At 64.9% G+C, this 17738-nt stretch carries 20 protein-coding genes; 13 read left to right on the top strand and 7 right to left on the bottom strand.

What is annotated here, in order from left to right:
• Positions 1-10: 10 nt before the first annotated feature.
• Genes AC07O2_RS02040 through AC07O2_RS02020 form a run of 5 tightly spaced genes read right to left on the bottom strand, consistent with a single transcriptional unit; the run spans position 11 to position 4294 of the window.
• Positions 11-784, bottom strand: a complete 774-nt coding sequence (locus AC07O2_RS02040) for a glucose 1-dehydrogenase (RefSeq protein ID WP_116608811.1) — start codon at positions 782-784, stop codon at positions 11-13.
• Positions 781-1350 carry a gluconokinase gene (locus AC07O2_RS02035; RefSeq protein WP_495074073.1) on the bottom strand — a complete coding sequence of 190 codons (570 nt, stop codon included), beginning with the start codon at positions 1348-1350 and terminating at the stop codon, positions 781-783. Before AC07O2_RS02035 ends, AC07O2_RS02040 begins: the two co-directional genes overlap by 4 nt.
• Before the next feature lies 1 nt (position 1351).
• The gene (locus tag AC07O2_RS02030; protein ID WP_495074072.1) at positions 1352-2353 is read right to left on the bottom strand and encodes a 2-hydroxyacid dehydrogenase; all 1002 of its coding nucleotides are present in this window, start codon (positions 2351-2353) and stop codon (positions 1352-1354) included.
• A 12-nt stretch (positions 2354-2365) separates the two neighbouring features.
• The gene (locus AC07O2_RS02025) at positions 2366-3037 is read right to left on the bottom strand and encodes an RraA family protein (RefSeq protein ID WP_495074071.1); all 672 of its coding nucleotides are present in this window, start codon (positions 3035-3037) and stop codon (positions 2366-2368) included.
• A gap of 36 nt (positions 3038-3073) precedes the next feature.
• Positions 3074-4294 carry an aspartate transaminase gene (locus tag AC07O2_RS02020; protein WP_495074070.1) on the bottom strand — a complete coding sequence of 407 codons (1221 nt, stop codon included), beginning with the start codon at positions 4292-4294 and terminating at the stop codon, positions 3074-3076.
• A gap of 231 nt (positions 4295-4525) precedes the next feature.
• Between AC07O2_RS02020 and nac the strand changes: the two genes are divergently transcribed.
• From nac to AC07O2_RS01960, 12 genes are all read left to right on the top strand, one after another.
• On the top strand, positions 4526-5476 hold the full coding sequence (gene nac, locus AC07O2_RS02015; protein ID WP_495074069.1) for a nitrogen assimilation transcriptional regulator NAC: 951 nt from the start codon (positions 4526-4528) through the stop codon (positions 5474-5476).
• A gap of 156 nt (positions 5477-5632) precedes the next feature.
• Complete coding sequence (gene accB, locus AC07O2_RS02010) at positions 5633-6100, top strand: acetyl-CoA carboxylase biotin carboxyl carrier protein (protein WP_495074068.1); 468 nt, start codon at positions 5633-5635, stop codon at positions 6098-6100.
• A 2-nt stretch (positions 6101-6102) separates the two neighbouring features.
• Positions 6103-7491 carry an acetyl-CoA carboxylase biotin carboxylase subunit gene (gene accC / locus AC07O2_RS02005; protein ID WP_495074067.1) on the top strand — a complete coding sequence of 463 codons (1389 nt, stop codon included), beginning with the start codon at positions 6103-6105 and terminating at the stop codon, positions 7489-7491.
• Entirely contained in the window at positions 7488-8171 is a 684-nt protein-coding gene (gene pxpB, locus AC07O2_RS02000) for a 5-oxoprolinase subunit PxpB (RefSeq protein ID WP_495074066.1), read from the top strand. The genes accC and pxpB overlap by 4 nt, the downstream gene beginning before the upstream one ends.
• Positions 8168-9148 carry a 5-oxoprolinase subunit C family protein gene (locus AC07O2_RS01995; protein ID WP_495074065.1) on the top strand — a complete coding sequence of 327 codons (981 nt, stop codon included), beginning with the start codon at positions 8168-8170 and terminating at the stop codon, positions 9146-9148. The genes pxpB and AC07O2_RS01995 overlap by 4 nt, the downstream gene beginning before the upstream one ends.
• Before the next feature lie 2 nt (positions 9149-9150).
• On the top strand, positions 9151-9579 hold the full coding sequence (locus tag AC07O2_RS01990) for an acetyl-CoA carboxylase (RefSeq protein ID WP_495074064.1): 429 nt from the start codon (positions 9151-9153) through the stop codon (positions 9577-9579).
• A 13-nt stretch (positions 9580-9592) separates the two neighbouring features.
• On the top strand, positions 9593-10366 hold the full coding sequence (locus tag AC07O2_RS01985; RefSeq protein ID WP_495074063.1) for a LamB/YcsF family protein: 774 nt from the start codon (positions 9593-9595) through the stop codon (positions 10364-10366).
• A gap of 212 nt (positions 10367-10578) precedes the next feature.
• A complete protein-coding gene (locus AC07O2_RS01980) occupies positions 10579-11331 on the top strand; it encodes an SDR family oxidoreductase (protein ID WP_495074062.1) in 753 nt (250 codons plus the stop codon).
• A 37-nt stretch (positions 11332-11368) separates the two neighbouring features.
• Positions 11369-12070, top strand: coding sequence for an amino acid ABC transporter permease (locus tag AC07O2_RS01975; RefSeq protein ID WP_495074061.1), 702 nt, complete (start codon positions 11369-11371; stop codon positions 12068-12070).
• A 2-nt stretch (positions 12071-12072) separates the two neighbouring features.
• Positions 12073-12822: an amino acid ABC transporter permease gene (locus AC07O2_RS01970; protein WP_495074060.1), complete on the top strand. Its 750-nt coding sequence runs from the start codon at positions 12073-12075 to the stop codon at positions 12820-12822.
• Between the two features lie 23 nt (positions 12823-12845).
• A complete protein-coding gene (locus AC07O2_RS01965) occupies positions 12846-13580 on the top strand; it encodes an amino acid ABC transporter ATP-binding protein (protein ID WP_495074059.1) in 735 nt (244 codons plus the stop codon).
• Positions 13581-13631: 51 nt separating this feature from the next.
• Positions 13632-14474: an ABC transporter substrate-binding protein gene (locus AC07O2_RS01960; protein ID WP_495074058.1), complete on the top strand. Its 843-nt coding sequence runs from the start codon at positions 13632-13634 to the stop codon at positions 14472-14474.
• A gap of 47 nt (positions 14475-14521) precedes the next feature.
• On the opposite strand, the gene AC07O2_RS01955 is transcribed toward AC07O2_RS01960, so the two are convergent.
• Together AC07O2_RS01955 and AC07O2_RS01950 are read right to left on the bottom strand one after the other, a co-directional pair.
• Positions 14522-15511: a phosphatidate cytidylyltransferase gene (locus AC07O2_RS01955; RefSeq protein WP_495074057.1), complete on the bottom strand. Its 990-nt coding sequence runs from the start codon at positions 15509-15511 to the stop codon at positions 14522-14524.
• Positions 15508-16134 (bottom strand): lysophospholipid acyltransferase family protein, encoded by a 627-nt coding sequence (locus AC07O2_RS01950; protein ID WP_495074056.1) that lies wholly within the window; start codon positions 16132-16134, stop codon positions 15508-15510. The genes AC07O2_RS01955 and AC07O2_RS01950 overlap by 4 nt, the downstream gene beginning before the upstream one ends.
• Before the next feature lie 263 nt (positions 16135-16397).
• Here AC07O2_RS01950 and AC07O2_RS01945 point away from each other — a divergent pair, with 263 nt between their 5' ends.
• Complete coding sequence (locus AC07O2_RS01945) at positions 16398-17648, top strand: ABC transporter substrate-binding protein (RefSeq protein ID WP_495074055.1); 1251 nt, start codon at positions 16398-16400, stop codon at positions 17646-17648.
• Positions 17649-17738 lie beyond the last annotated feature (90 nt).

Here is a 17738-nt window from a genome sequence, read left to right as displayed (position 1 = left end):
GGAGTTTCTTTCAGAGCGTCGCGGTCACGCCGCCATCCACGTACAGGATGTGGCCATTGACAAAGTCGGAGGCCGCGCTGCTGAGGAAGACCGCCGCGCCGCAGAGGTCTTCCACATCGCCCCAGCGGCGCGAAGGTGTGCGGTTGACCAGCCACTGGGTGAACTCGGCGTTCTTCACCAACGCATCGGTGAGTTCGGTCTTGAAGTAGCCCGGGCCGAGGCCGTTGACCTGGATGCCGTGCTGCCCCCAGTCGATGGCCATGCCCTTGGTCAGCATCTTCACCGCGCCTTTGCTGGCGGTGTAGGGCGCGATGCCGGGGCGGCCCATTTCGCTCTGTACCGAGCAGATGTTGACGATCTTGCCGCGCCCGCGTGGAATCATGCACCGGGCCACGGCCTGTCCGACCAGGAAGACGCTGTCTACATTGGTCTTCATCAGTTCGTGCCACTGCGCTTCCTCGAACTGATCAAGCGGGCCGCGGCGCTGCATGCCGGCGTTGTTGACCAAGATGTCGATGGGTGCGATATCACGCTCGATCTGGGCCACCGCCTTTGCTACGGCCGCACCGTCGGTCACATCGAAAGCTGCTGTATGGACAGTCGCGCCCTCGGCACGCAGCGTAGCGGCCGCGGCCTCCAGCTTCTCGGTGCTGCGCGCGTTGAGCACAACGGCGGCGCCCGCCTGTGCCAGGCCGCGCGCCAGCGCGAATCCGATGCCCGCACTGGAACCGGTGATGAGGGCGGTGCGCCCGGTCAGGTCGAATTTTTGAATGAATGTATTCACGGATAAGCCCGGTCGGAGTGTGAAGAAGCCATGGATAGGCCCGCTTGCGCGGTCGGCAGCAGCCAGTTCGAGACCGCCTCCATCTGCTTCGGCAAAGGTAGCATGGATGCAATCCGGAAGACGCCGGGCTCGCCGACCGGCGGCTCCAGCGCCATAAACTGGCTGGCAACCAGTTGAGGATGGAAAAAATGGCCCTGGCGTGCGCCGAGTCGCCGCGTCGCTTCTTCCATGTCGAGCTCCATGAAGACGATGCGTAAACCCGGCACCGCGGCGCGCAGGCGTTCTCGGTAGCTGCGTTTGAGCGCGGAGCAGGTGAGCACGGCGGGGCCGCTCGAGGCCGCCAGACGCGTCCCTAGCAGGTCGAGCCAGGGCAGGCGGTCGGCGTCGTCGAGCGCGATGCCGCGCCGCATTTTGTCCACGTTCGTAGCCGGGTGGTAGTCGTCGCCTTCGATCAGCTGGCCACCGAGCCCTTGCGCCAACTGGGCGGCCAGTGTGGACTTGCCGCAGCCGGCAACCCCCATCACCAGCAACCGGCAGGTCGGTCCGTCCGCCAAATGCGCGGCCACGTCAGCTCCGCACATGCGGCCTTACCGCGTTCACCGGTGTCAGCGGCGCACCGGCCTGAGGGCCGTAGCCGAGCGATGCGATCAGGTTGTCGATGGCCAATGCGGCCATGGCGCGCCGGGTGCGCACCGAGGCGCTCCCGATATGGGCTGTGAGCACCGTGTTGGGTGCGGCCAGCAAGTCGGCGTGCACCTTGGGTTCGCCTTCGAAAACGTCCAGGCCGGCTGCCGCGATGGTGCCCGCGCGCAGGGCCGCCGCCAGTGCCGCGTCGTCGACGATGCCGCCGCGCGCGATATTGGTGAGTGTGGCCGTGGGCTTCATCAGTGCAATTTCGGCTGCGCCGATGGTGTGGTGGGCAGCTGGCGAATAAGGCAGCACCAGCACCAGGTGGTCGGCCTCCTTGAGTAGCGTCTGCTTGTCTACATACTGTGCGCCGGCTTCGGCCTCCTGCGCCGCGTCGAGTTTCGAGCGGTTGTGGTAGATCACCCGCATGCCGAAGCCGAGTGCGCCACGGCGTGCGATGCCGCGGCCGATGCGGCCCATGCCCAGGATGCCGAGCGTCGCGCCCTGGATGTCGCCGCCGACGAAGTGGTCGTGGATGCCGGTCTTGGTCCATGCGCCGGTACGCACGAAGCGGTCGGATTCGGCGATGCGGCGGGCCGTGGCCATCATCAGCCCGAAGCCATAGTCGGCGGTGGTCTCGGTCAGCACGTCGGGCGTGTTGGTAACGACCACGCCGTGCGCGGTGCAGGCCGCCACGTCGATGTTGTTGTAGCCGACGCCGACGTTGCACACCGCCTTGAGGTCGGGACAGGCGTCGAGCAGGGCTGCGTCGATGCGTTCGCTGCCGGTGCTCATCACGCCGGATTTTCCCTGTAGGCGTTCGATGAGTTCAGTCGGGCTCCAGATAGTGTCGGAAGGGTTGTCGGTGACATCGAAATACTGGCGCAGGCGGTCGGCGATGTCTGGGAAGGTGGCACGGGTGGCCAGGACGGAAGGTCGCATGGTGTTTTGGGGTCAGTTGTTGCAGCGTGCTTCGAGTGCATCGATGAAGCTGCGGTCCCAGCGGCCTTCACGCATGGCTGCCATGGTTTTCTCTTCGGCCACCAGCACCGCACGAGCCTTCTCGATGATCTGTTCGGCACCTTGGGGAGGGATCGCCAGCAAGCCATCCTGGTCGCCGACCAGGATGTCGCCGGGGTTGACCACCATGCCGCCTACACTGATCGGCACGTTGATCTCGCCAGGGCCGTCTTTGTACGGGCCACGGTGGGTCACGCCACGCGCGTACACCGGGAAGTCGCGCTCGCGGATCTCGGCCACATCGCGGATCGCACCGTCGATGACCACGCCCGACAGTCCGATCCTGGCTGCATAGAAGGACAAGATGCCGCCGACGACGGCGTTGTTCAGGTCTCCGCCGGCGTCAACCACCAGCACGTCGCCAGGGCGGCAGAACTCCAGGGCGCGCAGGTAGGTCAGGTTGTCGCCGCCGCGCGAACGCGCCGTGACCGCCGTGCCGGCCATGGTTTCCTTGCCGGGACGGTGGTAGGGGCTCAGACCCGAGGTGCCGATATTGCGGTGCATGCTGTCGCTGAGCGCAGCCAGTGGGAGTGAGCGCAGGGTTTCGAGGATTTTGGTATCCGCTTGGTCGGCAGACGCATTCTTGCGCAGGGCTTTGTATTCCATGGGTGGGCTTTCGGAGCGGGTTTCAACTGGAAAGATTCAATGCAAGGCGGCCACGGCACGCCCGATGCGGGCGCAACCTTCTTCGATGACTTCGATGCTGGTGGCGATCGACATGCGGAAATACGGTGCTACGCCATAGGACGAGCCCGGGATCATTGCCACGCCTTCTGCGTCGAGCAGGTACAGGGCCACGTCCACATCGCTGTCGATCTGTTTGCCGCCCGGAGTGGTGCGGCCGATGAGACCGCTGCAATTGACGAACAGGTAGAAGGCACCGCCCGGCGTGCGGCAGCCCAGGCCCGGGATGGCGTTGATCAGCGCCAGCGCGCGGTCCCGGCGCTGGCGGTAGGTCTCGACGAAATCTTTGAGGAAACCGTGGTCACCCTGCAGCGCCGCCAGCGCCGCGGCCTGGCTGATGGTGCAGGCATTGCTGGTGGACTGGGACTGCAGCGTTTCCATCGCACCGATCAGGTCCGCCGGGCCGGCCGCGTAGCCGATGCGCCAGCCGGTCATGGCATAGGTCTTCGACACGCCGTTGATGACCACGCTGCGCTCGTGCAGTTGCGGCTCTATGGCCACGATGTGCGGGAGGGCCTCGCCGTCGAAACGGATGTGTTCATAGATGTCGTCGGTCATGAGAAGCACCTGGGGATGGCGCAACAGCACATCGGCCAGGGCACGCAAGTCCGCCGCGCTATAGGCTGCGCCCGTCGGGTTGGTGGGTGAATTGAGCAGCAGCCAGCGCGTGTTGGGTGTGATGGCGGCTTCCAGTGCGGCAGCGGTCAAGCGAAAGCCATCGGCCTCATCGCAGGCCACTACCACCGGCGTGCCGTCGCAGGCCAGGACCATGTCCGGATAGGACACCCAGTACGGCGCGGGAATGATGACCTCATCGCCGGGCTCCAGCGTGGCCGATAAGGCGTTGAAGATCGCGTGCTTGGCACCGCAGGTCACGACCACGTTGCCAGGCTTGTAGCCCAGGCCGTTTTCGCGCAGCAGCTTGTCGCAGATGGCTTGGCGCAGGGCCGGCGTACCCGCCGACATGGTGTAGCGCGTCTCGCCGCGCTCGATGGCCGCGCAGGCCGCCTGGCGGATGTGCGCCGGCGTGTCGAAGTCGGGCTCACCGACCACCAGGTTGACGATGTCGCGGCCCTGGCGGCGCAGCTCGTTGGCGCGGTCTGCTGCTGCACTGCTGGGCGATGGTTTGATACGGCGCACTCGCGCGGCAATGCGGGAGTCGGAGGGGGAACGGGACACGGCTTTTCCTTTGGGCTGTGAGATCGGCGTAGCCATGGCGATGGCTGGATGGACAGGCCTGAACGTTACGCGCAGTCGTTTTGGAAAGCCAAGACAAGTTCGCTCTGGCGATATAGGTAGAGCTTATGACCGGCGTTGCCCATAGTTTTCCCGCCAGAGCCCACCGGGTTAGCACTCTGGCCGCCACGGGTGGGTCGATGCTAGGCTCGCCTTTTGCTTGCTCTCCTCTGAATGAACCTGCGTCGACTCAAATATTTCGTCAAGATCGTGGACATCGGCAGCCTCACACAGGCCGCCCAGGTCTTGTTCATCGCCCAGCCGGCGCTGAGCCAGCAACTCGCCACGCTTGAGGCCGAGGTCGGCCAGCAACTGCTGGTGCGAACCCAGCGCGGCGTCACCCCCACCGAGGCTGGCAAGGCCCTGTACCGCCATGCACAGATCATCCTTCGCCAATGTGATCAGGCGATGAGCGATATGGCCGCCGCCGGCCAGGGGCTTTCGGGCCAGGTGTCGGTGGGCATGGCGCCTGGTACCGCCGCCGCCACGCTGGCCTTGCCGCTGCTGCGCCGGGTGCGCGCGCGCCACCCGGGCATCCTGCTCTACCTGAACGAGAGCTACGGTACGACGCTGAGCGAACTCATCATGAACGGCCGCATGGACCTGGCCGTGCTCTACGGCGACAAGGCCATCCACGGCCTGAAGTTCCTGCCCCTGGTGAAAGAAGCGCTGTACCTGGTCGGCCCTTCCACCGAGCCCCAGCCCGGCGAGAACATCCGCCTCGAAGACCTGCGCGAGGTGCAGCTGCTGATGCCGCGGCCCTACAACATCGTGCGCAAGCTGGTGAACGAGGCCTTCATGCGCGCCGGCATGACGCCGCGCGTGGTGGCCGAGGTGGAGTCGGCCATCACCTTGACTGCGGCCATTGCCGATGGCCTGGGCTCGACCATCCTGCCGGCCTCCATGGCGCGTGGCTTCGTGGCGTCGGGCATGGCCTGGCAGAGCCGCATCGTCGAGCCGGTCATCGAGGCGCCGCTGGCCTTGTGCCAGTCGGACCACTTGCCCCTGTCGGAACCGGCGCAGGCGGTGCGCGAGATCTTGCTCGAGCTGGTGAGTGATCTCCATGTCGATACGGACCCGGGCTTCCCGTCCGAGAAAGCCATGGCGCTGGCGTCCGCGTCCTGATCGCGCCAAGCAGGCGCGCCAAGCGTCATAAGACGTCCTTATCCCGGCAAAGCCAAACGGTCTTGGCGTCGCGGCCCATCTCTGGGTAACTTAACGGCATTCGAACACGCTGATGCACAGCGCGTGAACGCCGCCCGCGAGGGCAGGAAACCCGAGATGAACCTACAGGAAATCAAGGCACTGATCGATGCGATGGCCGCGTCGGACCTCAGCGAGATGGCGCTGACCCGCGACGGTACGCAGCTGCGTCTGGTGCGCAGGAAAACGGCGTCCGGTGCCCCCGCGCCGCAGCAGACGCCAGACCCGCAGGCGGCAACACCCGTGTCAACACCTGCACCAGTACGTGCCCGGCGCCAGAGTCCACAGCCAGCCGTTGCAGCCACGCCAGCGCCTAGTGCCATCACCACGCCCTTGTATGGCGTCGTGCACTGGCGTCCATCGCCTGATGCGCCGCCCTTCGTCGCGCCGGGGCAGGCCATCCAGGCGGGCCAGGTGGTGTGCGTGGTCGAAGCCATGAAAGTCTTCAACGAAATCCGCACTGACGTCGATGCCACGGTGCTGGCGCTGCTGGTCGAGTCGGGTGCCGAGGTCGAAGCCGGTCAACCGCTGTTGAGTCTGGGTTGAGCATGTTCGACACCGTTTTGATCGCCAACCGGGGGGAGATCGCCTTGCGCATCCAGCGCGCTTGCCGCAGCCTGGGGTTGCGCACTGTGGCAGTCTATTCCGAGGCCGACCGCGATGCGGTCTACGTCACCCAGGCCGACCAGGCCCTGTGCATAGGCCCAGCCTCACCCGCGCAGAGCTACCTGAACCAGGCCGCGCTGCTGTATGCCGCCAAGCTCAGCGGCGCGCAGGCCATCCATCCGGGCTACGGCTTCCTGTCCGAGAACGCCGGTTTCGCCGCGCGTGTGGAAGCGGCCGGCCTGAGCTTCATCGGTCCGCCGTCGTCATGCATCCGCACCATGGGCGACAAGGTGGCCGCCAAGCGCGCGATGCGGGCGGCCGGCGTGCCCTGCGTGCCCGGGCCCGACGGCTCGCTGCCCGACGACAACGCGGCCATCCTGGAGATCGCACGCGAGATCGGCTACCCGGTGATGGTCAAGGCCGCTGGCGGTGGCGGCGGGCGCGGCATGCGCATCGTGCAAGCCGAGGCCGAGCTGCTGGACGCCATGGCGCTGACCCGCGAGGAAGCCCGCCGGGCCTTCGGCAACCCCGAGGTCTACATCGAGAAATTCCTGGGCCATCCGCGCCACGTGGAAATCCAGGTGCTGTGTGATCGCCATGGCCATGCTCTGTGGCTCGGCAGCCGCGACTGCTCGCTGCAGCGGCGCCACCAGAAGGTGCTGGAGGAAGCCCCGGCACCAGGCATTGACCGCATTCTGCTGGCCAAGGTGGGCGCGCGCTGCGCCGATGCCTGCCGGCAGATCGGCTACGTGGGCGTGGGCACATTCGAGTTTTTGTTCGAAGACGGCGAGTTCTTCTTCATCGAGATGAACACCCGGCTACAGGTCGAGCACACGGTCACCGAGATGACCACCGGCATCGACATCGTGCAGCAGCAGATCCGCATGGCGCGCGGCGAACAACTGGCGCTGACGCAAGACCAGGTCGGCTGTTTCGGCCACGCGCTGGAATGCCGCATTAACGCCGAGAACCCCGAAACCTTCGCCCCGGCACCGGGCCGCATCACCGCCTGGCAGCCCCCGGGCGGCTTTGGCGTGCGCGTGGATTCCCACGTGAGCGCGGGCTACCGCGTGCCGCCCTATTACGACTCAATGATCGCCAAGCTGATCGTGCACGGTAGCTCGCGCGCCGACGCCCTGGCCCGCATGCGCCTGGCGCTGGCCGAGATGCATGTCGAGGGCATAGCCACCAATCTGCCGCTGCACCGCGAGATCATCGAAGACCCCGGCTTCCAGCAAGGCGGCGTCGACATCCACCACCTTGAACGCTGGCTGCAGCGGCGCTCATCCGAACGAGCCACCGAGCGTGCAACCGAAAAAGAGCGTCCATGAACCGCGCCAAGACCAAGACCCACTCTCCGAACCTGACTCTGCTCGGCACCACGGCGCTGCTGTTCGAGGCGCCCGGCCCGCTGGCCCTGGCGCCGCAGCAGCGCATCTGGGCCATGGCAGGCCGGCTGCAGGCCCTACCCGAAGTGCGCGAAGCCGTGCCCGGCATGAACAACCTGATGCTGACCTTCGCCCGGCCGCCGCGCACACTGGCCGCGCTGCAGGCGCTCGAGGCCAGCGTGCTGCAGGCCTGGGAGGAAACCGAACCCTTGCCGCTGCAGGGGCGCATCATCGAGCTGCCCGTGGTCTATGGCGGCGCGGGCGGTCCGCACCTGGCCGACGTGGTGGCGCACACTGGGCTCAGCATCGACGAAGTGGTGGCGCTGCACTGCGCGCCACTCTATCCGGTGTATGCGCTGGGCAGCCATCCCGGCTACTGCTACCTGGGCGGCATGGACGAGCGCATCGCCACGCCGCGCCGCGCCGTGCCCATCGTGAACCTGCCCGGCGGCTCGGTGTCGATCGGCGGGGTGCAGACCGGCGTGTCGGCCTCGGCCGGCCCGAGCGGCTGGAACACCATCGGCAGCACCACCATGGACTTCTTCCACCCGGAGCAGGACCCACCGGCCGTGCTGCAGCCGGGCGACTGCGTGCGCTTCCGTGTTCAGGATATCGTTCGATGATTGAAATACTTTCCTCCACCGCACTCGCCACCGTGCAGGACGCGGGCCGCCTGGGCAGTCTGCGCTTCGGCGTTGGCGGCGCAGGCGCGATGGACCAGCTGGCACTGGCCGTCGGCAACCTGCTGCTGGGCAATCCTGCAGGTGCTGCCGCGCTGGAAATTCCCGTCTATCCGTTCCAGGTTCGCTTCACCGAGGATTGCGCCTTTGCGCTCACCGGCGCCGATTGTCAGGCGCGGCTAGACCAACGCGCGCTCGCACCCTGGTGGGGCCACCAGGCGCGCCAAGGGCAGGTGCTGACGCTGGGCCTGCCGCTGGTGGGCTCGGGCAGCCGGGCCTACCTGGCGCTGGCCGGCGGCATCGACGTGCCCGAAGTCCTGGCCTCGCGCAGCACCCAGCTGCGCGGCGCCTTCGGTGGCTTGAATGGCCGCTCCGTGCGGCAAGGCGACGTGCTGCGTGCGGCCAGACCGGGGGGGGAACCTGCGGTGGACTTCGGCGTCGTGCCCCCGGCCATCACCCTGCCGCTGACGCGCGATGGCCTGCCCGCCGTGCGGGTGCTGCCCGCGGCGGAATACGCCTGCTTCAAGGAAGATTCGCGCGCCGCCTTCTGGGCCGGTGCATGGAAGATCACCGCGCAAAGCGACCGCTACGGCTACCGCATGCAGGGCACGCCGCTGGTGCCGATCGAGACGATGGAGATCCGCTCGCACGGCATCGTGCCCGGCGTGATCCAGGTGCCTTCGGGCGGCCAGCCCATCGTGCAGATGCGCGACGCCCAACCTTCGGGCGGTTACCCCAAGTTCGGTACCGTGATCGAGGCCGACCTCTGGCGGCTCGGTCAGGCCGCGATTGGCAGCCGCATGCGTTTCGTCGAGGTCGACTACGAGGCGGCCGTGGTCGCCCTCGACGAAGTGCAGGCCTGGCTGGACGAGGTCGGCCGGATGATCGATCTGCAGCGCTGGGCGCTGCAAAGGAATTGACAATGCAGACCCAAGACATACGCCAACTGGCCGCATGGCTGGCCGAAACCGACATCGACTTCCTGGAGCTGCGTGGCCCGGACGTGCAGATCGAGATCCACCGGGATGGCAGCGCCAACGCGGCCATCGTGCAGCCGATGCCACCCGAGCCAATACCTGCTCACAGGACGGCCCACACGCCGGTCCGCGCCACATCTGTCGGCGTGCTGCTGGACCGCATTCCCAGCCGCGCCACGCCACTGTGGTTGCCCGGCAGCGCTGTCCAGGCCGGCAGCCTGCTCGGCCTGCTGCAGGTCGGGCCGCTGCTGCTGCCGGTGCACGCCCCCTGCGACGGCTGGCCGGGCGAATGGCAGGTGCCACCGGGCAGCACTGTCGGTTATGGCACAACGCTTTTGGATATCGACACCGAGTCTGTGGCCGACGCAATTTAAGGAGAAGTTTGCAATGGACATCGACTTGAACGCGGACCTCGGCGAAGGCTTCGGCCCTTGGCGCATGGGCGACGACGAAGCTTTGCTGAAGATCATCTCCTCGGCCAATATCGCCTGCGGCTTTCACGCGGGCGACCCGGTCATCATGGAGCGCACGGTACGACTGGCTGCGACCCGCGGCATCGACATCGACATCGGCGCGCATGTTGGCTTCCCCGATCTCATGGGTTTCGGGCGCCGGCAGATGCAGATCGACCCGACCGAGCTGGCCAGCCATGTGATCTACCAACTGGGTGCACTGGCCGGCATCACCCAGGCCTGCGGCCGGCGCATGACACACATGAGTTTCCATGGCGCGCTCGGCAACATGGCTGCAGCCGATCCGGCGCTGGCGATGGTGCTGGTCGAAGCCGTGGCCCGCTTCGATGCGGGACTGATCATCAGCTCGTCGGCCAGCGTGGCCATCGAACGCGCGGGCGACCACCACGGGCTGCGCGTGGCCAGCAGCTTCCTGGCAGACCGCGCCTGCGACGACAACGGCCTGCTGGTGCCACGCAAGCTGCCCGATTCGGTGATCCACAACAGCGAAAAAGTGCTTGAGCGGGTGACGCAACTGCTGGAAGAAGGTACGGTCACCAGCTACAGCGGACGCAAGATCCCCATGCGGGCCAGCTCCATCCTGCTGCATGGCGACACCCCTGGCTCGGTGGCCCTGGCCGAGGCCGTGCGGGCCAAGATCGAAGCCACTGGCGGGCGCATTGTGCCGATCTCGCGGCAGTCGCCATGAAGACCCGCACTCCACCCCATAGGGCACCAATGTGGCGTTTTTCTGCCTGGCCGTGCACTGTAGCGGAGCAACATAAGGGCAGCTTATCGCCTCACAGTCAATCCGTCTTGGCGCGATCGACACCGCGTCGATAAAGTCAGTCCATTCGTGGTCACGCCGCCTGCACGACGCAGGTATCCAGGCCTCGGCCCCCCACAAGAAAGAAACCCGACATGCCTTTTTCTGACTACAAAACTGCCTTCGTGACCGGAGCCTCCTCGGGCATCGGCGCGGCCACCGTCGAACGCCTTTGCGCCGAAGGCCTGCAGGTCCACGCGCTGGCGCGCAGCGCCGGCAAGCTGGCCGAACTCGCCGCGCGCACCGGCTGCATTCCACACGCCATCGACGTCAGCGACCTGGCCAGCGTGACGCGCCTGGCCCAGGAAATCGAATTCGACGTGGTTGTCAACAATGCCGGCGTGGACCGGCCAGGCTCGATCCTGAAGGCCGACGCGGAAGGCATCGACTTGCTCATCGATGTGAACCTGCGTGCTGTGCTGCACATCTGCCGGCTGACCTTGCCTGGCATGGTGGCGCGCGACCGCGGCCACATCATCAACATCAGCTCCATTGCCGGGGCCTACAACTTCGGCGGTAACAGCACCTACCACGCAACCAAGGCCGCGGTCAGCATGTTGTCGCGCCAGTTGCGCATCGATGCTTTTGGCAAACGCGTGCGTGTCACCGAAATCTGCCCCGGCCGCGTGGCCACCGACATCTTTGCCCATGTGCACGGCGACAGCGCCGAGATACACGAACGCTTTGTTGAAGGCTTCGAGCTACCGCAGGCCGAAGACATCGCCAACGCCATCGCCTTCGCCATTGCTGCACCGATTGCCGTCAACGTCGGCCACATGGAAATCACCCCGACGCTACAGGTGCCCGGCGGGCTGTCGACGACACGCCCCGAACGCCCGCAAGTCTGAGGCCGCAGCTGCACCACCAGCCTGGTAGAAGCCACGCATGAAAAACTTCGATCTGATGGCCATATTGCTGAACGCTGAGTTCAGTGCCATGCTCCTCAAAGGCGTGCGGATGACTCTGCAAATCGCCGCGGGCTCCTGGCTTCTGGCGATGGCCTTGGCGGTGGTGCTGCTGGTCGTGCGCCTGATGCCCGTTCGCGTCACGGAGCGTGCCGTGGAGGCCTATGTGTCCTACCACCGCAACGTGCCCACGCTGGTGCAGCTGATGCTGTGGTACTTCGGCATCTCCAGCCTCTTGCCCGACGAACTGCAGAGCTGGCTGTCGGAACACAACGGCGAGGCTTTGTTCGCCATCGTCGCGCTCGGCCTGTGCCAGGCTGCTTACTTCAGCGAAGACCTGCGCTCCGGACTTCGTTCCATACCCGACGGGCAGACCGAGGCCGCTCGCGCCCTGGGGCACAGCTATCTCAGCGCGATGCGCTACGTGATCCTGCCGCAAGCGGTGCGCAATGCAGTCCCGGCCCTGGTGAATCACAGCGTCTCTTTGTTCAAGAACAGCAGCCTGGCCATGGCCATCGGTGTGGCCGAGTTGACCCACGCAGTGAAGGAAATTGAAAGCCAGAGCTTTCGCACCTTTGAGGCCTACCTCGTCGCCACGGTGGTCTACCTGGGCTTCTCGCTGCTGATCATGGCCGCCGGAGCCTGGTTGTCCAAGCGCTACAGCATTGCCGGGGCGAGGTAAGCATGATCGATCTGTTCAACATCTTGCGCGACAACTGGCTGCTGCTGCTGGTTGGCCAGTACCCGAACGGCCCCATGGGCGGCATCGTCTGCACGCTGGTGCTGTCGGTACTGGGCATTGTGCTGGCCTTCCCGCTGAGCGTGCTGCTGGCGCTGGCCCGGCTCTCGCCCTGGCGCGTGCTGCGCTGGCCCACCACCGGCCTGATCTATGTGGTGCGCGGCGTGCCGCTATTGATGGTCATCCTGTGGGTGTATTTCCTGGTGCCGCTGCTGATCGGTCGCAACGTCTCCGGCTTCACCACCATGCTGTGCACGCTGGTGATCTACGAAGGCGCCTATCTGTCGGAAGTGGTGCGCGCCGGCATCCAGGCGCTGCCGCGCGGCCAGTTGGAAGCTGCCCGGGCCCTGGGCAATAGCTACCTCGGCGCGATGTGGAGCGTCATCCTGCCGCAGGCGCTCTACAACATGCTGCCCAGCCTGCTGAGCCAGTTCGTGTCGGCGATCAAAGAGACCACGCTGGGTTATGTGATCAACGTGCAGGAGCTGACATTCGCGGCCAACCAGATCAACAACCAGCTGCTGACCAAGCCCTTCCACGTGTTCTTCATCCTGGCGGTGACTTACTACGTGGTCTGCTACAGCCTTACCCAGTTGGCGCACTGGTTGGAGCGGCGCGTGGCGCGCAAGCGCCGGGGCCTGCTGGGCACCGCACCTGCCGCGTTGCAGCCCGCGGGCGCAACGGTTGAATCCTGAACTTTCCGTCCAAAGAGACCACCATGATCTGTTTCAACGAAATCAACAAATGGTACGGCAGCTACCATGCTCTGATCGACATCAATGCCGAGGTCAAGAAGGGTGAGGTGGTGGTGGTGTGCGGCCCCTCGGGGTCGGGCAAGTCCACGCTGATCCGCACAGTCAACCGGCTGGAAGAAATCAAGTCGGGTCAGCTGCTTTTTGATGGCAGCGACATCCACGCGCCGATGAGCAGCCAGGCGTTGAACCGCCTGCGTAGCCGAATCGGCTTCGTCTTCCAGAGCTTCAATCTGTTCCCGCATCTATCGGTGCTGGAGAACATCATGATGTCGCCTATGCGGGTGCGCGGCGTGGGCCGCAGCGACGCCAAGGCCAAGGCGCAGCAACTGCTGGACCGTGTGGGCTTGTCGAGCAAGGCCGGCGCCTACCCTGCGCAGCTGTCGGGCGGCCAGCAGCAGCGTGTGGCGATCGCACGGGCGCTGGCCATGGAGCCGCCGGCAATGCTGTTCGATGAGCCTACCAGCGCTCTCGACCCGGAAATGGTGGGTGAGGTGCTGTCGGTGATGCGCAGCCTGGCCAACGACGGCATGACCATGATGTGCGTGACCCACGAGATGAACTTCGCCCGCGAAGTGGCCGATCAGATCTGGTTCATGGATGCCGGCCGCATTCTGGAGACTGCAACGCCGAAGGAGTTTTTCAGCAGCCCGCAGCACCCGCGTGCCAAGCGTTTTCTGTCCGACCTGCGGGCGCACTAGCCACCTCGGTTTTCGAGTTTCCTCCACGTTTTTCTATTCCAGGAGTTCACCATGTTCCATACCTATCGTCTCCCCCGCATGACGGCGATCGCCGCTCTGCTTGCTCTCAGCTTTGCCGCCCAGGCCGACCAGTGGCAGGACATGGTCCAGCGCAAGGAGCTCAAGTGCGGCACCTTCGCCGATGTGCCTCCTTTTGCTGCCCCCGATCCCAAGACCCGCGAGATGGTGGGCTTCGATGTCGATATGTGCAATGCCATCGCCAAGCAGTTGGGTCTCACGGCCAAGATCACGCCCTTGTCGGTTGAGGCCCGCGTGCCCGAGGTCAAGATGGGCCGGGTCGACCTGACCGTGGCCAACCTGGCCTACACCAAGAGCCGCGGTGAGCAGATCCAGTTCAGCGACCCCTACTACATCGCCAAGGAAATGCTGGCGGTGAAGGCGTCCGACCCGGGTACCACCAAGGCTGACTTCAAGGGCAAGCGGCTGAGCTCCACCAAGGGTTCGACCTCGGAGCTGTCGATCAAGATGAACGGCTCCGACCCCGTCACCTTCCAGGACACTGGCTCCGCCTACATGGCCGTGCAGCAGAACAAGTCGGTGGGCGTTGTCGCCAACACCATGACCATCACCAAGCTGGTCAATCAGTCCAAGACCACCGGCGTCGAGCTGAAGATGATCAAGGACCCGATGGTGTTCCAGCCTATCGGCGTCGGCATGAAGAAGGACGAACCCGTGCTGCTGGCCAAGGTCAATGCTGCGCTGCTGGCCATGGACAAGGCCGGCGAGATCGACCAGATCTGGGCCAAGTGGATCGGCCCGAACACCGAGTTCAAGCTGGTGCGTGAAGAAAAAGTGACGCCGCTGGCCGACCTGAAATTTGAACTATTGCCTTGAGTGAAAGTCTGTCGCCACCCATGGCGCATCCTGGCGAACCAAGGCAGCTACACCCGGAAATACCATCGGACCGAGTGGAAGAAGATGGGGGCGGCAAAGCATAGTGCATCCACCCGGTCCAGCAGGCCGCTGGCGCCGGTGATGGACTGGCCCTCGCTGCCCCAGTTGGTGATGCCGCGGTCGCGCTTCAACGCCTTCATCACCAGGTGGCCCAGCGAGCCGGCCACGCAGGCAATCAGCGCCATGGCCAGGGCCTGGCCGGGTTTGAACGGGGTGATGCCGGCCAGCAGCCCACCCAGCAGGCCGCCTGCGGCCACGCCTATGCCCCAGCTGGTCCAGTTGAAGCTTTGGCTGATGTGGGGCGCGCGTGGCGCGCGCTTGAGCTTGCGGGTGGCCAGGTGCTGTACCAGCATGCAGGTCTGCACCACCAGCACCAGGAAGAACACCATGAAGGCACCCTTGTCCTGGTAGCCCGGGAAGTCCAGCCGCACCAGCGCCGGCACGTGGCTGGTGCCGTAGACGCAGACCATGATGCCCCACTGCATCTTGGCATTGCGTTCCAGAAAACGGTGCGGGTCGTCGGCCAGGGCTCCCACGATGGGCAGGGCCAGAAAGACGTAGACCGGCACGAACACCGTGAACAGGTCGAAGTGCTTGCCGCCCACCAGCCAGAACTGCACCGGCAACACCACAAAGAAGGCCAGGATCAGACTGCGGTGGTCGCCCCGGTGGGTGGGCGACAGGGTGATGAATTCGCGCAGCGCGAAGAAGGCCACCAGGGCGAACAGCGTAATCGCCACCCAGCCGCCCACGGCCCAGCACAGCCAGAACACACCGGCCATGAACCAGGTGTTCTTCAGCACCCGGCGCACATTGTCCAGCTCGGCTCCGAAGGCCGCACCAAACGCGTTGTCGTCGCGCTCGCGCAGCGACAACAGCAGCAGCGCGCCGCTGGCCAGCAAGAGCACGCCAAACACCAGGACGAACATCGCCCCCACCTGTTGCGTACCGCTGAGGCTGCGCAGGAACTGGTTCATATCTCTCTCAGCGCGATGACGTTGGCGCGTGCCCGGTCCAGAAAGGCGTGGCGGTCTTCATCGGGCGCCAGCTGCATCGGCGTGCCGAAGGTGACCGAGCACAGCACCGGCACCGGAATCACCTCGCCCTTGGGCATGACACGCTGCACGTTGTGTATCCAGGTCGGCACCAGCACCACCTGCGGGAATTTCTGCGCCAGCTTGTACAGCCCGGCCTTGAAGGCCTGGGGCTCGGGGGCATGGCCGCGTGTGCCCTCGGGGAATAGGATGATGGAGTCGCCGCTCTCCAGTGCCTCGACCAAGGGCTCCAGCGGATCTTGCTCCACACCGCTGGCATCCTTGGTGCGGCTGCGGTCTACGTAAACGGCATTGAATACGGCCGTGGTCAGCCACAGCTTGAAGCGCGAGGCGGTCCAATAGTCCTTGGCGGCAATGGGGCGGGTGATGCTGCGCAGCTCGGAGGGCAGGGCGGCCCAGATCAGCACCAGGTCGGCATGGCTTTGGTGGTTGGCAAAATAAATGCGCTGCTCAGCCTTGGGCGGGCAGCCGTACCAGCGGGCTTGGGCGCCTGTCAGCACCCGCACCAGGCCTAGTAAAACAAACCCCATGATCTTTGCAAGCATGGCGGCGATCATAAACGCCGGGCTATTCCGCTTATTTTTTACTGAACGAAAATGGCCTCTGGCGCATATTTTGTCTGCGCAGGGCGCTATCAATTTTGATTTTCGAGGAGAAGTCTTTACGCAGTCCCAGGGAAATCCCTAGTGTTCATTTTTCATTAATTAATGAAAAATTAATGAATCAGCGGGGCGCGGTGCCCGGTTGAGCCAACCCTTTGCCGTACCAATCCGCCTAAAGTCGGGGGCGGCAAATCCAGGAGACATAGATGTTGAAGCTTTCCAAATTGGCGCTCGCCATGGTTGCAGTGGTGTCCGCAGGTGCTATCCAGGCCGGCGAGGTCGAAGTACTGCACTACTGGACCTCCGGTGGCGAAGCCAAGTCGGTGGCTGAGCTGAAGAAGATCATGCAGGCCAAGGGCCATGTGTGGAAGGACTTCGCTGTGGCTGGCGGCGGTGGCGACAATGCCGCCACCGTGCTGAAGAGCCGCGTGGTCTCGGGCAACCCCCCTGCCGCAGCCCAGATCAAGGGCCCAGCGATCCAGGAATGGGCTGCCGAAGGTGTATTGGCCAACCTGGACGCTACCGCCAAGGCCGAAAAATGGGACAGCCTGCTGCCCAAGGCCGTGGCCGATGGCATGAAGTACAAGGGCAATTACGTTGCAGCTCCGGTCAACGTGCACCGCGTGAACTGGGTCTGGGCCAACCCCGAAGTGCTGAAGAAGGCTGGCGTCACCGGCATGCCCAAGACCTACGCTGAATTCTTCGCTGCCGCCGACAAGATCAAGGCTGCCGGCTTCATCGCCGTGGCCCACGGTGGCCAAAACTGGCAAGACTTCACCACCTTTGAAACCGTGGTGCTGGGTGTGGGCGGTGCCAAGTTCTACAGCGACGCACTGGTCAAGCTGGACAACAAGGCGTTGACCAGCGACACCATGAAGAAGTCGCTGGAAACCTTCCGCAAGATCAAGGGCTACACCGACGCAGCCTCCGCAGGCCGCGACTGGAACCTGACCACCGCTCTGGTGATGCAAGGCAAGGCCGGCTTCCAGTTCATGGGTGACTGGGCCAAGGGCGAGTTCCTGGCTGCTGGCAAGGTGCCAGGCAAGGACTTCCTGTGCGCAGCTGCTCCCGGCACCGCTACCTCCTACACCTACAACGTGGACTCGTTTGCCATGTTCAAGCTGAAGGACAAGGACGCGCAAAAGGCCCAGGGCGACCTGGCTGCCGCCATCATGGGCACCGAGTTCCAGGAAATCTTCAACCTGAACAAGGGTTCCATCCCGGTTCGTCTGAACATGAAGATGGACAAGTTTGACGACTGCGCCAAGCTGTCCGCCAAGGACTTCGTGGACACCGCCAAGACCGGCAGCCTGGTGCCTTCGATTGCCCACGGCATGGCTGTGAGCCCTGCAGCTGAAGGCGCCATCAAGGACGCGGTCAGCCAGTTCTGGAACGATGACAAGATCAGCATCGACGCTGCTGTGAAGAACATCGCTTCCGCCGCTGCTACCAAGTAACACCCCCAGGCTTGCCCGCTGCGCGTGGCCGCCACCCCCCTTGCAGGGGGCGAACCCTAGGGCCCGGCAAAGCCGGTTCCCTGGAATAGG

It is taken from the genome of Rhodoferax sp. GW821-FHT10B06 (genome assembly GCF_059415605.1).
The sequence above is the reverse complement of the archived record's forward strand: the minus strand, read 5'-3'. Positions and strand labels throughout refer to the sequence as shown.

Bases quoted from the DNA above. Each gene is read 5' to 3' on its own strand.
- pxpB (WP_495074066.1), top strand. From the start codon at position 7,488: ATGAACCGCGCCAAGACCAAGACCCACTCTCCGAACCTGACTCTGCTC.
- AC07O2_RS01995 (WP_495074065.1), top strand. From the start codon at position 8,168: ATGATTGAAATACTTTCCTCCACCGCACTCGCCACCGTGCAGGACGCG.
- AC07O2_RS01970 (WP_495074060.1), top strand. From the start codon at position 12,073: ATGATCGATCTGTTCAACATCTTGCGCGACAACTGGCTGCTGCTGCTG.
- AC07O2_RS01985 (WP_495074063.1), top strand. From the start codon at position 9,593: ATGGACATCGACTTGAACGCGGACCTCGGCGAAGGCTTCGGCCCTTGG.
- AC07O2_RS01980 (WP_495074062.1), top strand. From the start codon at position 10,579: ATGCCTTTTTCTGACTACAAAACTGCCTTCGTGACCGGAGCCTCCTCG.
- accB (WP_495074068.1), top strand. From the start codon at position 5,633: ATGAACCTACAGGAAATCAAGGCACTGATCGATGCGATGGCCGCGTCG.
- AC07O2_RS01955 (WP_495074057.1), bottom strand. From the start codon at position 15,511: ATGAACCAGTTCCTGCGCAGCCTCAGCGGTACGCAACAGGTGGGGGCG.
- AC07O2_RS02025 (WP_495074071.1), bottom strand. From the start codon at position 3,037: ATGGAATACAAAGCCCTGCGCAAGAATGCGTCTGCCGACCAAGCGGAT.
- accC (WP_495074067.1), top strand. From the start codon at position 6,103: ATGTTCGACACCGTTTTGATCGCCAACCGGGGGGAGATCGCCTTGCGC.
- AC07O2_RS01945 (WP_495074055.1), top strand. From the start codon at position 16,398: ATGTTGAAGCTTTCCAAATTGGCGCTCGCCATGGTTGCAGTGGTGTCC.
- nac (WP_495074069.1), top strand. From the start codon at position 4,526: ATGAACCTGCGTCGACTCAAATATTTCGTCAAGATCGTGGACATCGGC.
- AC07O2_RS01975 (WP_495074061.1), top strand. From the start codon at position 11,369: ATGAAAAACTTCGATCTGATGGCCATATTGCTGAACGCTGAGTTCAGT.
- AC07O2_RS01990 (WP_495074064.1), top strand. From the start codon at position 9,151: ATGCAGACCCAAGACATACGCCAACTGGCCGCATGGCTGGCCGAAACC.
- AC07O2_RS02030 (WP_495074072.1), bottom strand. From the start codon at position 2,353: ATGCGACCTTCCGTCCTGGCCACCCGTGCCACCTTCCCAGACATCGCC.
- AC07O2_RS01960 (WP_495074058.1), top strand. From the start codon at position 13,632: ATGTTCCATACCTATCGTCTCCCCCGCATGACGGCGATCGCCGCTCTG.
- AC07O2_RS01950 (WP_495074056.1), bottom strand. From the start codon at position 16,134: ATGCTTGCAAAGATCATGGGGTTTGTTTTACTAGGCCTGGTGCGGGTG.
- AC07O2_RS01965 (WP_495074059.1), top strand. From the start codon at position 12,846: ATGATCTGTTTCAACGAAATCAACAAATGGTACGGCAGCTACCATGCT.